The organism is Methyloceanibacter sp., from assembly GCF_058506495.1.
Genome location: NZ_JBZMXT010000025.1, coordinates 13,782 through 30,715 on the forward strand (window position 1 = coordinate 13,782; position 16,934 = coordinate 30,715).

Consider the following 16,934-nt stretch of genomic DNA (forward strand, 5'->3'; position numbering starts at 1 on the left):
GCCCCTTGGCGGCTTCGCTCTTTTGCACTACCCCATCCGCAGACGTTTCTATGAGGCACAGAACGTGTTCACGCTCGCGCATCTATCGGACATTCATCTCGGCCCCTTGCCCAAGGTGCACGGTCACCAGCTGTTGTCCAAACGGCTGCTGGGCTATGTGAATTGGCACCACGGGAGAAAGTACGTGCACCGGCGGGACGTGCTGGACAAGCTGACGCGCGACCTCACGGCACGCAACCCGGACCACATTGCGGTGACTGGCGATCTGACAAATCTGGGGCTGCCGCAAGAGTTTCCACCGACGGCTGAGTGGTTGAACGACCTGGGACAACCAGACATCGTCTCAGTTGTTCCAGGCAATCATGATGCCTACGTGCACCTTTCGAGCGACAAGGCAGTAGCCCATTGGCGTCCCTACATGGAAGCGAACCAGGAGGGGCAATTACTTTATGCGCAGCCTGCAGGGAACTTCCCTTACGTGCGTCGCTTCGGCGAGATTGCACTTATCGGACTGTCATCCGCTGTTCCGACCGCTCCATTCGTCGCCGCAGGACGGTTGGGTGCAGAGCAACGCAGCGAACTGTCCCAAGCGCTCGACCGGCTCAAGAAGGAAGAGCTCTTCCGCATTGTTCTCATCCACCACCCACCTCTACCGGGGCAAACAAGCTGGCGACGTGCTTTGCGGGATGCACCGGCGCTCAGGGACATTCTCACAAGATATGGCGCGGAGCTTGTCCTGCATGGGCACAATCACGAACAGACCGTTCTGGAATGCGAAACGGTCAGCGGCCCTGCCGTCATCGTTGGTGTTCCCTCCGCATCTGAAGCCGTCGATGGGCGCATACCTGCCGCACGCTACAACGAATATGCCATCGACCGCGTCGGGAGCGGTTGGAGCGTCGAAATGACGGGCCGCGCGTTCTCAAGCAGTGGCCAGATCCGAGATTGCGAAACGCACGTTCTTAGGACGCGCTGAGCCAAACGGCAGCAAAGAGCCCCACAGCGCCTGTGAGCAGTCCGATGATAAAGCTCAGGATTACCACACGCGCATTGAACGTCGGCTTCGAGTCCGCCGACGCGTCTCGATGTGCGATGTTCGTTCGTCCTGCTGCCACCTCAATACGCTCGCGCTGCACAATCTGCCTGGCGACGTAGTCCGCGATTCGATCGGCCATCTCAGCGACGTTTGTCGTGCGGAACAGAGTGCGGCGCCCGTCTTCACTATTGCGCATAAACAGATAGACGTTTGTCCCCTCATCGACCGTCACGTAAGTAAATAGGTCGATCCAAAGGCGAGCGGGACGGGTCGGCACCAGCGCCAAATTGAACCGATCGTCGTTCGTTGGGATGTCGGCGAACACGGCTTCAAGCTCCGACTTCAGCAACTCGAGACGGGCAAACTCTCCGTCACGGTGGTCAGCTGCCTCGTCAAGCCGTTCGGCCTCCTCAAGCCTAGCTCTCCGAATAGCCTCTCGCAAAGATCGGCTGGCGGCCGGGTGTTTGAGTACTTTGGCGCTACGGTCCATCTCTGAAGGGTCCTTATACTGCGTCCGTCGCTCCGAATTTTCGGTTTGTTGCCCCTAGTTCCTTCAAGGCGGCGACCGCTTGGCTCGATTCTTACCTCGCTCGGCATCTGGTGCAAACCGCAGAGGTTCACCATTCTCGGCAGCAACGGGTCGCCAAGCGAATATTCCCTCAATTCAAAGGAAACGTGTCGACGGGAAACCGCTGCACCGTGAGCCAGCTAGATGTCATGCATCGCAGCATACGAGCCGATTCGATAGGAGAAGCTTGCGCTACCGTCGTGCGCCTACTTATTCGCAAGGACAACGGACGCTCGCGCATCATCGAACCATCTGTCGATGGCTTCATCCACATTCTTATCGAGCTCCACCTGCCATGTGGCAATGGTAGCATCTAGCGCTTCTTCGTTAGCCGCAACGAAACTAGCCCGATTGATCGCTTCGCTCGCCTCGTTGACGAAATAGTCGATGGCGATGCCGATCGCCACACCGATAGCCGCGCCAATCACTTGACCTCCTACCGGCTCGACGACCGTCCCCACAGCGGCGCCCTGCAACGCGGGCCCTGCGCGTGTGGCAAGCGATGTCGCAAGACGCGTCGACATTTGACCAAAGCTACGTGCCGCGATTGCATTGATTGCGCGGCCGAGTGTCAGAGCACCAATCGTGCCGCCCGCAGCTGCAGCACCAACACCCACTACCCCGTCATAAGCCCGGTCTTCCATGAGATAGGTCGGCGCCTTCCACTTCTGCGCATCCCAGTCGAGCTTCACATTCGTCATCGAGGTGGTCGCGGGTATATCTTCCATGTTGTTCGTGTGCTTCGCCAGAAAGAGTTGCAGACGCATATCGGTGTTCACAATCACACGCCGATAGCTGTCGTGAGCACGCCTCACCGCCTGTTCTACGCCTTTGGTAATTGTCTGATCGCGCAATTCGGGCTTCAAAACCTGGTCTGTGTAGTTCCGGAGGAAGTACTCCTCGACATCGGCTTGAATCGCTTCACCCAGCGACTCGTACCTTCCGGTCTCAAAAAATCGAGTTACCGCGGAAGAGACCGTCTCCTTCAGTACGATGTACGAGCGCTTCCACTCGAAAAACCAGTCGGCGTAGGCCTCAATTGATTGGTCGCTGTCTTGGAATGCAAGTTCGAAACTCCGTTCCAAATCCTCATGAGCCGTCCGCTTGATCCGTGCACGTTCCTCATCGAGCTTTAAGATTGTGTCGTTGACGAACTTGTCTGCCTCCGACTGCCCCACGACGAGCTTGTGTAGTTTGCCGTCAACATCTCTGACGACTAAATCCACCGCGTCGGGCGGCAGCGTCTTGGCCGGCCGGAATATATCGAAGATGCTCTGATCAGGATGTACGGCAGCTGTATGGTCGAGGTGGCGCTCATAGCTACGATAGAACGTCGTCCCTAACGTCAGCACTGCATAGGCAATCAAGATAAGTCCGATCGCTGTGCCGATAGGCTTAAGCAGCATACCGAGCGCACTTGGCTTTACGACCTTTTGCTTGATCGGGGGTCGCTCGGCAGCCGTGTCTGAATCGTTCGCAGTGGTCGAACGGCGTCGCGTAGCACGCGACAGCCAGGACTCTTCCTTTGCAGGGATGCCTACGGGCGCATCGTCAATGTCGTGCACGTCGTCATCGTACGAGTCCACGAGGTTCGTGCCGCGCTGTCCATCGTCAAGCATGTGCTGAGACACCTCTCCTGTGGCCGCAAGAAGCTGAGTGAAGGCGTTGCTGCCGCATCCTTCCAACCCACTATATATAAGGTTCGAGACCGCTCGAAGTAAGTTAGCTCGCTGAGCGTTACTTCTGATCGCGAGCAACAAGCTGAAAGAGCCAAGCTATCAAACCCTTACGGTCAGTCCGAAAATGGGCAAGCGTATTGCCATCGTCGATTTTCACAGATAGGCCCCCAAGTGAATTGACCACCTCGAAGGCGTGCTCGTCCGTAACGTCGTCACCAACAAAGATAGGCGTGCGATCCTTAAACGGGGCTTCACTGAGAAAGGAACGTACGGCCTCTCCCTTGTCGACGCCTTTGGGCTTCAACTCGAAGACCATCTTCCCCGGCAAAATGACGAGACCAGGGTTCTTGGCGACGACCTCCTGAACCTCTTCCTCGCACGATTTGGCAAGCTCCGGCCGCTGTCGGTAGTGAAGCGCGATAGACGACCGCTTTCGCTCCAGCAGCAGACCAGGATGCGCCGCAACAAAGGGCCCCAGCGTCGCATGGGCCGCCGCGACTGCCTCGGCATTTCCCTCGTCGAAATGCACAACGCCCATTGAATCGCGTCGTATCGAGCCGTGTTCTGCTGCCGTTGCCAGTCGGATCGGCGCCATGAATCCGTCAACCGCTTCCAATGGACGGCCGGTCACGATGGCAACCGCGCCATCGTACTTCAGCGCAAGCGCTTGCAACACGTCTCGGACCTCTTGCTCGACAGAAACCAAGTCCGGGCGTGAAGCGATCTCGGCCAACGTGCCGTCAAAATCAAAGAAAAAGGCACTCGCGGGTGGAATATCCGGCAAATCTCTAGTCATTGCTTTCCATTAGCACGATCTTGAACTCTACGTAGGCAGGCGAGCCAGCGCTAACTCCGGAAAGAGCGCGCTCGCAATTCGAAGAGGCGAAATTTTTCAGGATGTTCCGAACTCATGGTAACGATTTCCGTTTATGATCATGCCCGTCTAGCAGCGAGAATGGACCGGCAGTGCGTGGTGCCCGACCGATTGTGCAACTTTGGGGACATAGCCACGTCATCCACTCGAGATATGACAGACGCAAGTCAATCAATGAGTGATTCGGCCAGATTCTCGTTTTCGATGGTGCCCCGTGTCGGCAAGTATGAACTTTGGACCTGATGCCTGAGACAACGAAAAACAATCGCCGCCTTGTCGTTGTTTCCAACAGGGTCGCGGACTTCAATGCCAAGTTCCAAACTGGCGGGCTCGCCGTTGCCCTTGGGGACGCGCTCAAGGCGTCCAAGGGACTCTGGTTTGGCTGGAGCGGTGACACGCGCGATGATGCCCGCACCGTACCGCCGAACATCGAGCATATATCCGGGCTGACCGTCGCTACGATCGACCTCACAGACAAAGAAGCGGAGGGCTACTATTTCGGCTACGCCAATCGTTGCCTGTGGCCTGCTCTCCACTACCGGCTCGATCTCGCCCAATCGAACGAAGAACAGAGCGAGATCTATTTCCAAGTGAACGCCCGCTTCGCGGAGGCGCTGATGCCGCTGGTCACGCCGGACGACATCATCTGGATCAACGACTATCACCTCATCCCATTGGCGGAAGAGTTGCGAGCCCGTGGCTGCGAAGCCCGTATCGGTTTCTTTCTGCATACACCTTTTCCCTCGCCGGAGATCTTCGCCGCGATACCCGGCCAGAAGCGGCTCGGCAACGCGCTCATGGTCAATGATGTCGTCGGCTTCCAGACCACCTGGGACCGCGACAACTTCCGGCGCTACGTTGCCGCCTCACTCGATGGAGAACCGCTGCAGGGAGATCGCGTAACCGCTCAAGGAGCGACGACACTCGCATCCGTCTTTCCCGTGGGAATCGATGTCCAACATTTCAAACAGCTCGCCGAGGAAGAAGACGCCCAAGGCCGGCTACTTCCAGACGCGGGCGCCGACATGAAGACGATCATCGGTGTTGACCGTCTCGACTACACGAAAGGGCTGCCCGAGCGCCTTCGGGCCTTCGAGGTTTTGCTCGAACAGTATCCTGAGCACCGCGGCAAGGTTCGGCTAGTGCAGATTGCGCCACCGACCCGCGAAGGTCTGCCCGTCTACCAGGAAATCCGCGAGAACGTCGAGCGGCTCGTTGGCCGTATCAATGGCCGCTTTGGCGACCTCAGCTGGCAGCCGGTCATCTACATGCATCGCGGAGTGGCGCAGAATATTCTGGTCCGGCTGTTCCGGCGTAGCCACGTTGGCCTCGTTACGCCCTTGCGCGATGGCATGAACCTCGTTGCGAAGGAGTATATTGCCGCTCAAGCGGCGCACGATCCGGGTGTGCTGGTATTGTCGCGTTTCGCTGGCGCGGCAGAGCAGCTCCGCGAGGCGCTTCTTATCAACCCGCACGATATTCAAGAGACGGCGCGCGCGCTTGATCGCGCCCTGACCATGCCACGCCAGGAGCGCTGGGCGCGCCATAACCGGCTATGGCAGCGCATCGAAACCTATGACTTGTTCAACTGGCGCGACAGCTTCATCCAGTCCTTCGCCGAGTCGGACACAAACCCGGTCAACCTCTTCCCGAAAGAGGCCGGCGCCGCCTGAAATCTATGCCCGGAGCCGTGTCGTCGCCTTCAGGGTGGGGTAAACAAGAGGCGCGCTGCGGTATAATTGGCTCTAGTACCAGCCGCTGAACCCTCTTACTTTGACCGGCATGATGACCTATCAGGGTCCGCTTCGATATTCTTAGTCGCTAAACCCCACGACATCGCCAACGCCTCATGATCGATCGCAACGACCGGCACTGGTACAAAAACGCCGTCATCTACGAACTGCACATCAAGGCATTCTTTGACGCCAACAATGACGGCATTGGCGACTTTGCGGGCCTGGTCAAAAAACTCGATTACCTTCAAGACCTTGGCGTCACCGCCGTTTGGTTGCTGCCGTTCTATCCCTCGCCCCTGCGCGACGATGGTTACGACATCGCCGACTACACCTCGATCAACCCGACCTACGGCACGATGCGCGATTTTCGCCAATTCGTGGCTGCTGCCCACGATCGCGGCATACGCGTGATCACGGAGCTCGTGGTTAACCACACGTCGGATCAGCATCCTTGGTTTCAGCGGGCGCGGAAGGCCAAGCCTGGCTCTGTTTGGCGCGACTATTACGTTTGGAGCGACACCGATCAGAAATTTCCCGGTACGCGGATCATCTTCCTCGATACTGAGACTTCCAACTGGACATGGGACCCCGTGGCGAAGGCCTACTTCTGGCATCGATTCTACTCGCACCAGCCAGACCTAAACTACGATAACCCGCGGGTGCTCTCTGACATTCTGCGCGTCCTCCGCTTTTGGCTCGACATGGGCGTCGACGGTCTGCGGCTCGATGCGGTTCCGTATCTCATCGAGCGCGACGGAACCAACAACGAAAACCTCCCCGAGACGCATGAGATTCTGAAACGGTTTCGAGCGGAGATCGACGAGCGTTATCCGGACCGAATGCTGCTGGCCGAGGCCAATCAATGGCCCGAGGACACCCGTCCCTATTTTGGCGATGGTGACGAATGCCATATGGCATTTCACTTCCCTCTGATGCCACGCATCTTCATGAGTCTCGCGCGTGAGGACCGCTATCCAATCACCGATATCATCAGTCAGACGCCGCCAATCCCGGAAGATTGCCAGTGGGCCATCTTCCTGCGCAATCACGACGAGCTGACACTTGAGATGGTCACCGACTCTGAGCGCGACTATCTGTGGGAGACGTATGCGACGGACGAACGTGCCCGCCTCAATCTCGGCATTCGAAGGCGGCTCGCTCCCCTCCTCGACAACGACCGTCGCAAAATCGAACTGCTCACGGGGCTACTCCTGTCGATGCCTGGAACGCCGGTGCTCTACTATGGGGACGAGCTGGGCATGGGCGACAATTTCTATCTTGGCGATCGCGACGGCGTCCGCACACCGATGCAGTGGTCCGCGGACCGCAATGGCGGCTTCTCGCGCGCCGATCCGCAGCGTCTCTACTTGCCGCCGATCATGGACCCGATCTACGGCTACGAGACCGTGAACGTTGAGGCGCAGCAAACGCACGCGAGTTCCTTGTTCAACTGGACGAAGCGTATGATCGCGGTGCGCCAAACCCATACGGCCTTCGGCAATGGTGATATGGCATTTCTGCGCCCTGGGAACCGAAAATTGCTCGCCTATCTGCGGGAGCATGACGGCCAAGTCATCCTCTGCGTTTTTAATCTCTCGCGTTCAGCGCAAGCCGTGGAGTTGGATCTTTCGAGCCAACGCGGCAAAGTCCCGGTTGAGTTGACCGGCGCGTCGGCTTTTCCGCCGATAGGAACTCTACCTTACTTGTTGACCCTGCCTGCCTACGGCTTCTACTGGTTCATGCTCGCCGACCCGGCTCAACTGCCCTCACTTCCCGAGCAAGAGCCAGAGTCTTTGCCTGAGCTCGAGACATTCATTCTCGGTGCCGGGTGGATGGTGGTCGAAAGTCAGAGGCGCGACTCAGCGCGGATCGACCGCGTTGTTCGGGAGATACTGCCCACCTACATCGCGCGGCAACGTTGGTTCGGTCCGAAAGACGCGCGGATCACCCATGTGACGCCTGAGCGCATGGGAGAAATACCCCAAGAGGGACGTGAGAGTTTTCTCCTCCTCTTGGGTAACGTAGCCTTGCAAGACGGAGGCACGCAACGCTACCTCATTCCTCTCGAGCTCGCGTGGGGCGACGAAAGTCTCCGACACGACAGCCCGCTTTTGCCCTACGTCGTCGGAAAGGTCCGCCGAGGCTCGAAATCTGGAATCGTCTTCGATGCTGCGCACGGCGACAGGTTCCCGCGAGCGCTTCTCCTCGCGATGCGAAACCACACGACCCTTCCGGCCATTGGCGGATCGTTTCGCTTTGGCGCTACGGAAAAGCTCCGTGGACTGGATATGTCGGAACCGCTCGAAGTACGGCGCGTGGCGACGGGTGAACACGCACACACGGTCCGTACACTTGGCGATGAGGTTGTTCTGAAGATGGCCAGGCGCTTGCGTTCCGGCGTAGATCCCGGAATCGAGATGGGCCACTTCCTCGCGCGCTCTGGCTTCGCCAACAGCCCGGCACTCTTAGGGAGCCTTGAGCTTGTTAACGATTCGGGCACGCCCACGGCGCTTGCCGTGGCGTTTGAATATGTCCGCAACCAGGGCGATGGTTGGTCCGTTGTCGTCGACGCGCTCGACCGTGAATTGGAGGACGAGACACTCGTGGGCAACGCCGAGGATCGCGGTCTCCCCTATTCACTCACACTGATCGAGACCATTGGCCGACGCACAGGTGAGCTACACCGCGCGCTGGCCGCCGCCGACGCCGAAGACGCCGCATTCGCTCCCGAGCCCGTTACAGCAGCGGATCTTGATAACTGGCTCAAGCGAGCCGTCGCGCATGCCAATGCGGCCTTCGAGTCTTTGGAGGCTCTTCCAGACACAACAGACCAAGAAACGCTTCAGCTCGCGGAGAAACTACTCGCATTGCGCGAAGCCATGGTCCGGCGCATCGAAACGCTGGTTCCGGCAATCGCGCGCGGTAACAAGCTTCGGCTCCACAACGACTACCACCTCGCAAAAGTTCTCGTCTCGGCAAACGACGTTTACATCATCGACTTTGAGGGAGAGCCCGACCGGCCAGTTGAGGAGCGGCGGCAAAAAGCGCCAGCATCGCGCGATATTGCTACGATGCTGCGATCCTTCGATTACGCGGCGCGTACGGCGATGGACCGCCAGCGGCAGCGGGGTGCAACGCAGCTCGAGGAAATTGAAGCGCGCGGTATGAACTGGCGGTCTCTGGCCGAGCGGCGTTTTCTGCGGGCTTACGGGATGGCGCGGGATGATTCTACCGGAGGCTCGCATCTTGCCGGTGGCGAGCTCTTGCCACTCTTCCTTGCGGACAAGCTGTTCGAAGAGATTCTTTACGAAGGTTCGAACCGGCCGGTCTACCTCGCCACACCGCTGCGCGCCGCACTCGAGCTTGTCGCACCTCTCGACACGACAATAGACGGTGACGGAGCTTGATTTCCTCTCCGACCATCGATCAGCCATGGGGTCGGCGCCAATGTCGTTAAAACTCGATCCCGGCGCCCCCCATCCGCTCGGCGCCACATTTGACGGCCAGGGGGTCAACTTCGCGCTGTTTTCAGCCCATGCAACGCGCGTGGACCTATGCTTGTTCGATGAAGGCGGTACAGAGACGGATCGGATCACCTTGCCCGAATATACCGATGAGGTTTGGCACGGCTATGTACGAGGTGTCGGGGCGGGACAAAACTATGGCTATCGTGTGCACGGCCCCTACGTTCCTCGCCACGGACATCGCTTTAACCGCAACAAGCTACTCCTCGATCCCTACGCCAAAGCCTATGCCGGACAACTTAGGTGGGATGACAGCCTGTTCGGATATGAGATCGGCGCAAAGCGCGGCGACCTCGTAAAGAGCCGCACGGACAGTGCACCCTTTATGCCGAAATGCGTCGTCATGGGAGCCGCAGACCGCCCCTTGAACAACCGGCCTAATAGGCCCTGGCACGAGACCGTCATATACGAAGCGCATATGAAAGGCATGACGGCGCGTCATCCAGACGTGCCGGAGGCCATTCGCGGTACTTTCGCCGGACTATCGCATCCAGCCATAATCGAACACCTCGTGAAGCTCGGTGTAACGGCCATTGAGCTGCTTCCAGTCCATGCAATCGTGAATGATCGACATCTGGTGGAGCATGGGTTGAGCAACTATTGGGGCTACAACAGTGTCGGCTTTTTCGCACCGGCAGACCGTTATGTCTCTCCTGGTAGCGGTATTGGCGAATTTCGAACGACAGTAGACCGCTTACATGATGCCGGTATCGAGGTCCTGCTCGATGTCGTTTACAACCATACAGCAGAGGGTAACGAACTGGGACCGACGCTCTCGTTCCGCGGCATCGACAACGCTTCCTACTACAAGCTTTCAGAGAACCGGCGGCATTATCACGACACAACGGGCTGCGGAAACACAATGAATGTGGCCCACCCTCGCGTGCTTCAGTTGGTTTTGGATTCCTTGCGCTACTGGGTCGAACAGTGCGGCGTCGATGGATTCCGATTTGACCTGGCGCCCGCCCTCGCCCGGGATGGCAATGGATTCGATCCGAGTGCGTCTTTTCTGGATGCAATCGGCCAGGACCCCACTCTTGCTCGCACCAAGCTCATCGCCGAGCCATGGGATGTGGGCACGGACGGTTATCAGTTGGGTTCGTTTCCACCGGGCTGGGCTGAATGGAACGATCAATGGCGAGATGGCCTCCGCGCCTACTGGAAGGGGGACATGGGGCAGCTTCCCGAGCTTGGCCGCCGCATTACGGGATCGGCCGAAATCTTCGACCGCCGCGGCCGTAAGCCCTGGGCGAGCGTCAACTTCGTGGCAGCCCACGATGGCTTCACTCTGAAGGATGTCGTGTCCTATAACGAGAAGCACAACGAGGCCAATCTTGAGGACAACCAAGACGGCCACTCTCACAACTGTAGTTGCAATTGGGGTGTCGAGGGCCCGACCGATGACGCTGCAATATTAGACCAGCGTGATCGCATCCGCCGAGCGCTGGCAGGAAGCCTCTTGTTATGCCACGGCACGCCTATGTGGCAAATGGGCGATGAGATGGGCCGCACGCAACTCGGCAACAATAATGCCTTCTGTCAGGACAGCGAGATTTCCTGGATGGATTGGCAAAACGTCTCTGATCGTGACCAAGCGTTCCTAGGCTTTGTACAGGGGCTTGCTTCTTTGCGCCAACAACTGCCGCTTCTGCGGTCACCCAAATTTCTGCACGGCGAGCCCATCGCCCCGCGGATCAAGAACGTGTCTTGGTTCAAGCCAGACGGCGAGAAAAAAAAGGCCGAACATTGGGAAGACCCAGTCGCGAAGTGCATTGGCGCCTCTTTTGCGGGCGGTGGAAACATCCTGCTCCTGCTCTTCAATGCCGACGCTGAAGAAATCGACTTCATGTTCCCCTATTTCGGCAAGCGTCACTTACACTGGAAGCTCCTTTGCGACACCGCAAATGGCCTGATCCGCCCGGACGATGTGCCGATCGCAACGGGCAAGACGACTATTCCGGGTAGCGGGCTCCTCTTGTTTGAAAGGACGGAGCGATGACGGCGCGCTTCGCTCATACGCTCCCTTGGGGCACGGAGATCGTCGACGATGGCGCACGCTTCCGTCTCTGGGCGCCTGACCAGAAATCGGTGTCGTTGCTCACTGATAAAGGCAAATCCATCCCCATGGCGAAGACGTACGACGGCTGGTTTGAAACGCTCACTGATGCCGTGTTGGTCGGAGGCGGCTATCAATATGTCCTGAACGAAGGCTTGGCCGTCCCCGACCCCGCCGCGCGGGCACAGATAGGCGACGTGCACGGCCCCAGCCGGCTCGTGGACCCGAAATCCTATGCGTGGCGCACGCCCAATTGGAAAGGCCGCCCTTGGCACGAGGCCATCCTCTACGAACTCCACACGGGCACGTATTCGGTCGAAGGCACCTTCAACGCCATCGCACGCGATCTCGACCGCCTCGTTGATGTGGGCGTTACCGCCATCGAGCTCCTGCCCGTGGCGCAATTCGGTGGCAATCGCGGTTGGGGTTATGACGGCGTGCTGCTGTACGCTCCCCACGTCGCCTATGGCGGTCCAGAGGGCCTGAAGCGTCTCATCGATGCCTGCCACGAGCGCGAAATCATGGTGCTGATGGATGTGGTCTACAACCATTTCGGCCCGGACGGGAATTACCTTCACCGCTATGCCTCGGACTTTTTCGATGAGACGCGTCACACCCCTTGGGGACCGGCTATTGCCTTTGCGCGCAAGCCCGTGCGGGACTTCTTCATTCACAACGCGCTCTATTGGCTAGAGGAATTCCGTTGCGACGGCTTGCGTCTTGATGCGATCGATCAGATCGAGGATCCGTCCGAGGAGGAGATTCTGGCCGAGATGGCGCGTGAGATTCGCGCGCAGATCCCGGACCGGCATATTCATCTCACCATTGAGGACGACGAGAATACAACCCGGCTTTTCTCGTTCGACGAAGACAACAATACAAGGCTTTTTGATGCGGAATGGAATGATGATTGGCATCACGCCATGCACGTGGTGCTCACCGGGGAAAATGCCGGCTACTACCAAGACTATGCCGATGAACCCGTGGCCCGGCTGGCGAACACGATGGCGCAAGGTTACGGCTATCAAGGCGAGCCTTCGCCGTTTCGTGACGCCAAGCCGCGCGGGCAACCCTCGGCGCATTTGCCGCCCACGGCATTCGTCGATTTCATTCAGAACCACGACCAGACCGGCAACCGCGCTCAAGGCAACCGGCTGACCACGCTTGCAGAAGCGGAGGCGATCGACGCGGCGCTCACGCTCCTCCTGCTTTCGCCACACATTCCGATGCTGTTCATGGGCGATGAGTATGGTGAGAAGCGGCCCTTTCAGTTCTTCACGGACTTCGAAGGCGATCTGGCGGAGGCCGTTCGCAAAGGCCGCCGCGCGGAGTTCCGCGATAATAAGGCATTCGCCGATGCGTATGCGAAGAACCTCATACCCGACCCGAACGCCGAAGAGACACTCAGAAGATGTGTGCTGGCGCCGCTGAACACACCACGCCTTTCCCTCGTAAAACAACTGATCGCCGCGCGAATTACCCATGTGATTCCTCACCTCAAGTCCATGGGCGGGAACACCGGGACCGTGACGGCGCTCAAGGGGGCCGCATTCTCCGTGGACTGGGCGTGCGGTGGCGGCAAACTCACCCTCACCGCCAACTTTTCCGACCGCCCCGTCATGAATCCGTCGAATGCGGCTAGCAAACCCTTCTGGACGACACCCCTCAACTTGGATGTCGCGGCGAACACCCTGCCCCCATGGTCCGTTATCGCCCGCTTGAGTACCTAGGAGTCCTGATGCCCGACCGAGTCGACGAATTAGCGAAGCGCTATCATATTGCCGAAGGCTACATCCGCGAGCGAGGCGACTGGGTGACGACGCCGGATGAGACCAAGGCGAAGGTCTTGCGGGCAATGGGCGTGCCAGTCGACGGCAAAGACGAGCTCCCAGACCCTGCACAAATCAGGGATATTGCCGATCTCTCGGCGTCGGCCTTCTGGCCCCCTTTCCTGATAGATCAGCGCTCTTGGGGATTTTCAGTCCAAGCGTATGCGCTGCGCTCGGCCCGCAATTGGGGCATTGGCGATTTCGAGGATCTGGCGCGGCTCGCGGAGTACGCCGCGGCGCTCGGTGCGGACTTCATCGGTATCAGTCCCCTGCACGCGTTGTTCATCGCCGAACCTAGGCGGATCAGCCCATACAGCCCCTCCTCGCGCAGCTTTCTCAACCCGCTTCTGATCGCACCGGACAAAGTGCCGGGATTTGGCGACATCGAAACGCCTGACCTCGCGGCGACATGCGTCGAGCTCCGAGATACAAAGCTGATCGACTATCCAAGTGTCGCTGCCGTCAAGATACCTATCCTTGAAGAGCTGTTTGCGCATTTCTTAAAGGCCGGGCCAGCTGAAGCAAAGGACGTCTTCGAACACTTCTGCTTCGAGCAGGGCAAAGCCCTGCAAGTCCACGCGCTGTACGAGGCCCTGTCCGAACACATGGTTACACAAGGCCGCAATGCCGCCTGGACGTCGTGGCCTGAAGCCTATCAGGATCCGACCAATATTGAGGTCCGTGACTTTGCCCGGGCCGCCAGGACACGCATCGCCTTCCATGCCTGGCTGCAATGGATAGCAGACGCACAACTTGCAGACGCGCAGGCGCGCGCGCGCGCGGCTGGCATGCGCATCGGTCTTTACCTCGATCTCGCGGTCGGCGTTTCCCCGGACGGCTCGGCATGCTGGCAGAACGGCCCCGCCATCGCTCACCATGCGCGGATCGGTTGTCCGCCTGATCCCTTCAGCGCGCAAGGACAAGACTGGGGACTTGTTCCCTTCTCGCCGGTTGGCCTTTCTGAAGCGCGGCTGGAACCCTTCCGTGCGGTGTTGCGGGCGAACATGCGTTATTCCGGCGCCCTTCGGATCGACCATGCTATGGGCCTGCAGCGGCTTTATTGGATTCCAGACGGCAATACCGCCGTGGACGGCGCTTATGTCGCCTATCCCTTCCGTGATCTCTTGGAGGGCGTCGCAGCCGAATCCTGGATTTCACAAACCATCGTCATCGGCGAGGACCTCGGCACCGTACCGCCCGGGTTCAGTGACACGATCGTCCGCGCTGGCCTTTTGAGCTATCAGGTCCTTTACTTCAGCGAGGAGGACGGCGTCTGGCGAGCGCCTCACGCCTACCGCCGCGAGGCCATGGTGTGCGCCTCTACCCACGATCTGCCGACGCTACGTGGTTGGTGGACCTGCAACGATATTGATTGGCGTGTCAAATGCGCTCGCGCCACGGAGGCCGAGGCCCTGATCCAAAGGCAAGACCGCATGCGCGACCGCAAGTACCTTCTCGATGCGCTGATGGGCACTCAAGCCCTGGACCCCGATCCCGCCTATGCGCAAGCGGAAGAGATGCCGGACGCCGTGATCCTCGCCGTACATCGCTTTCTCGCCGCAACGCCCTGCCGGCTTCTGACGGTGCAAATAGACGATGCACTCGGGGTGGTCGAGCAGGCGAACCTGCCCGGCACCGTGGACGAGCATCCCAATTGGCGGCGTAAGATAGCGGTGCCCATCGAAGAACTTGGGGAGCATTCGCTTTTCCGTGCGGTCGCGGACACCGTTGCTGCCGAGCGGCCCAAATCGTGATGCGATCCTCATGAACGCGCGCGCGACCTACCGCCTTCAACTCCGTGACGGCATGGACTTTGCCCGCGCCCAGCTGCTGGCGCCTTACCTGGCGAAGCTCGGCGTGTCGCACCTGTACGTGTCGCCCATTCTGCGTGCCGTGCCTGCCTCAACCCACGGCTATGACGGTGCGGCCTATGACGAAATCGAGCCGTCACTCGGCGGCGCGAACGGCTTTCGGAACATGGCTCGTGCGTATGGCGCCAAAGGCATCGGTGTGATTGCCGACTTCGTTCCCAACCACATGGGCGCGAGCCCCTTCAATCCTTGGTGGTGCGACGTGCTGGAATGGGGCGCCGAGAGCCCCAAAGCAAATTACTTCGATATCGACTGGTCAGCGCCGAAACTTCTCATTCCCATCCTCGGCGAACCCTATGGGCGCGTTCTGGACAAAGGCCAGTTCGGTCTGAACTTCGATCCGCAAAGTGGTGGCCTGAACCTTGAAGTCTATGGGATGAGGCTCCCTTTGAGCCCACCGACCTATACCAATGTGCTGTCACGCGCAGGGTCGAACTTCGATGATCTCACTAACCGCTTTGCCATCGCGACGCCCGAAACCGCTCCCGAACTGAAAACGGAGTTGGCCGCGCGGGCGGAAGAGTCCGGCCAGGCGGACATCTTGAGCGCGGTGCTGCTTACCATGACCGCAGACCACAATGCCATGCACGCCCTCCACGAGGCCCAAGTCTGGCGGCTTGCCTATTGGCGCGCGGCGCGCGAGACGCTCACCTATCGTCGTTTCTTCGAAGTTGCCGACCTCGTTGGCGTGCGCATGGAGCAGCCGAGCGTGTTCGACGAAACCCATCGGATGATCCTCGAGCTTGCGGCGGAGGGCGCGATCGAGGGCTTGAGGCTTGACCATGTGGACGGTCTCGCCGATCCGCTCGCCTATTTCCGGAAACTGCGCGAGAGTCTCGGCGAGGACCGCCCCTTCATCATCCTGGTCGAGAAGATTCTCGAGGGGTTTGAGACGCTCCGCTCCGACTGGCCCGTGCAAGGCACGACCGGTTACGAGTTCATCCGTGCCCTAAGCGGCCTCCTTACCGACCCCGACGGGGAAGTCCCGCTTACCGAGGCGTATCTCGCATTCACGGGCGCACTCGTGGACTACGTCGCGTTGCTCGCCACGGCCAAGCGCCACATTTTCGTGCGCAATCTTGCGGGAGAGCTCGACATCCTGACGGGCCTCGCCCATCAGCTGGCACAGGCAGACCTCAACACGCGCGACTATGGGCGCGACACGCTGCGCCGCGCCATCATCGAGTTGGGAGTGGCCCTCCCCGTTTACCGAACCTATGTGGACGTCGACGGACCGCGCGCACAGGACGAAGTGTTAATCGGTGAGGCCGAAGCCGCTGCCAAGGACACCCGCGAGGTGGAGGACGACGGTGCAATCGACTTTGTCGCGCGCATCTGGCGCCTCGATCTGCCCGAACCCAGCTCCCGAGCTGAGGCCCTTACCTTTGTCACCCGCTTGCAGCAAACGACCGGCCCGCTTATGGCCAAAGCAGTCGAGGACACGCTGTTCTACCGATATAACCGCCTCATCGCGCTCTGCGAGGTTGGCGGCGCGCCCGAGGAGTTCGGCGCCCCCGTCGAACGATTCCACGAGGCAATGGCCGCGCGGCGCGCGGACCAGCCCTTTGGCCTGCTTGCCACCGCCACCCATGATACCAAACGCGGCGAAGACGCCCGCGCCCGACTCTACGCGTTAAGCCAACATGCGCAAGACTGGCGCGGCAATGTCGAGCGCTGGGCGGCGCAGAATGAGCATCTCCTGCTCACCATGGAGGAGTCGCGCGCGCCCTCGGCCAACGATGAATGGATGTTCTATCAAGC

Annotated in this window: 10 protein-coding genes; 7 read left to right on the top strand and 3 right to left on the bottom strand. The window is 59.4% G+C overall.

What is annotated here, in order from left to right:
• The first annotated feature begins 64 nt into the window (after positions 1-64).
• Positions 65-976 carry a metallophosphoesterase family protein gene (locus tag AC33YF_RS06610; protein WP_491776410.1) on the top strand — a complete coding sequence of 304 codons (912 nt, stop codon included), beginning with the start codon at positions 65-67 and terminating at the stop codon, positions 974-976.
• Here the strand turns inward: AC33YF_RS06610 and AC33YF_RS06615 are convergent.
• From AC33YF_RS06615 to otsB, 3 genes are all read right to left on the bottom strand, one after another.
• The gene (locus AC33YF_RS06615) at positions 963-1,526 is read right to left on the bottom strand and encodes a hypothetical protein (protein ID WP_491776411.1); all 564 of its coding nucleotides are present in this window, start codon (positions 1,524-1,526) and stop codon (positions 963-965) included. The two genes, AC33YF_RS06610 and AC33YF_RS06615, sit on opposite strands and share 14 nt — an antisense overlap.
• Positions 1,527-1,810: 284 nt before the next feature.
• Entirely contained in the window at positions 1,811-3,223 is a 1,413-nt protein-coding gene (locus AC33YF_RS06620) for a hypothetical protein (RefSeq protein ID WP_491776412.1), read from the bottom strand.
• 118 nt (positions 3,224-3,341) lie between these two features.
• The gene (gene otsB / locus AC33YF_RS06625; protein ID WP_491776413.1) at positions 3,342-4,079 is read right to left on the bottom strand and encodes a trehalose-phosphatase; all 738 of its coding nucleotides are present in this window, start codon (positions 4,077-4,079) and stop codon (positions 3,342-3,344) included.
• 320 nt (positions 4,080-4,399) lie between these two features.
• On the opposite strand from otsB, the gene AC33YF_RS06630 reads away from it, so the two are divergent.
• From AC33YF_RS06630 to treY, 6 genes are all read left to right on the top strand, one after another.
• Positions 4,400-5,830, top strand: a complete 1,431-nt coding sequence (locus tag AC33YF_RS06630; protein ID WP_491776414.1) for an alpha,alpha-trehalose-phosphate synthase (UDP-forming) — start codon at positions 4,400-4,402, stop codon at positions 5,828-5,830.
• Positions 5,831-6,006: 176 nt separating this feature from the next.
• On the top strand, positions 6,007-9,300 hold the full coding sequence (treS, locus tag AC33YF_RS06635; protein WP_491776415.1) for a maltose alpha-D-glucosyltransferase: 3,294 nt from the start codon (positions 6,007-6,009) through the stop codon (positions 9,298-9,300).
• Positions 9,301-9,340: 40 nt separating this feature from the next.
• Positions 9,341-11,416, top strand: a complete 2,076-nt coding sequence (gene glgX / locus AC33YF_RS06640) for a glycogen debranching protein GlgX (RefSeq protein ID WP_491776416.1) — start codon at positions 9,341-9,343, stop codon at positions 11,414-11,416.
• On the top strand, positions 11,413-13,203 hold the full coding sequence (gene treZ / locus AC33YF_RS06645; protein ID WP_491776417.1) for a malto-oligosyltrehalose trehalohydrolase: 1,791 nt from the start codon (positions 11,413-11,415) through the stop codon (positions 13,201-13,203). Before glgX ends, treZ begins: the two co-directional genes overlap by 4 nt.
• 8 nt (positions 13,204-13,211) lie before the next feature.
• Positions 13,212-15,056 (top strand): 4-alpha-glucanotransferase, encoded by a 1,845-nt coding sequence (gene malQ, locus AC33YF_RS06650; RefSeq protein WP_491776418.1) that lies wholly within the window; start codon positions 13,212-13,214, stop codon positions 15,054-15,056.
• On the top strand, positions 15,013-16,934 hold a 1,922-nt coding region (gene treY / locus AC33YF_RS06655; protein ID WP_491776419.1), incomplete at its 3' end, for a malto-oligosyltrehalose synthase. The genes malQ and treY, both read left to right, overlap by 44 nt.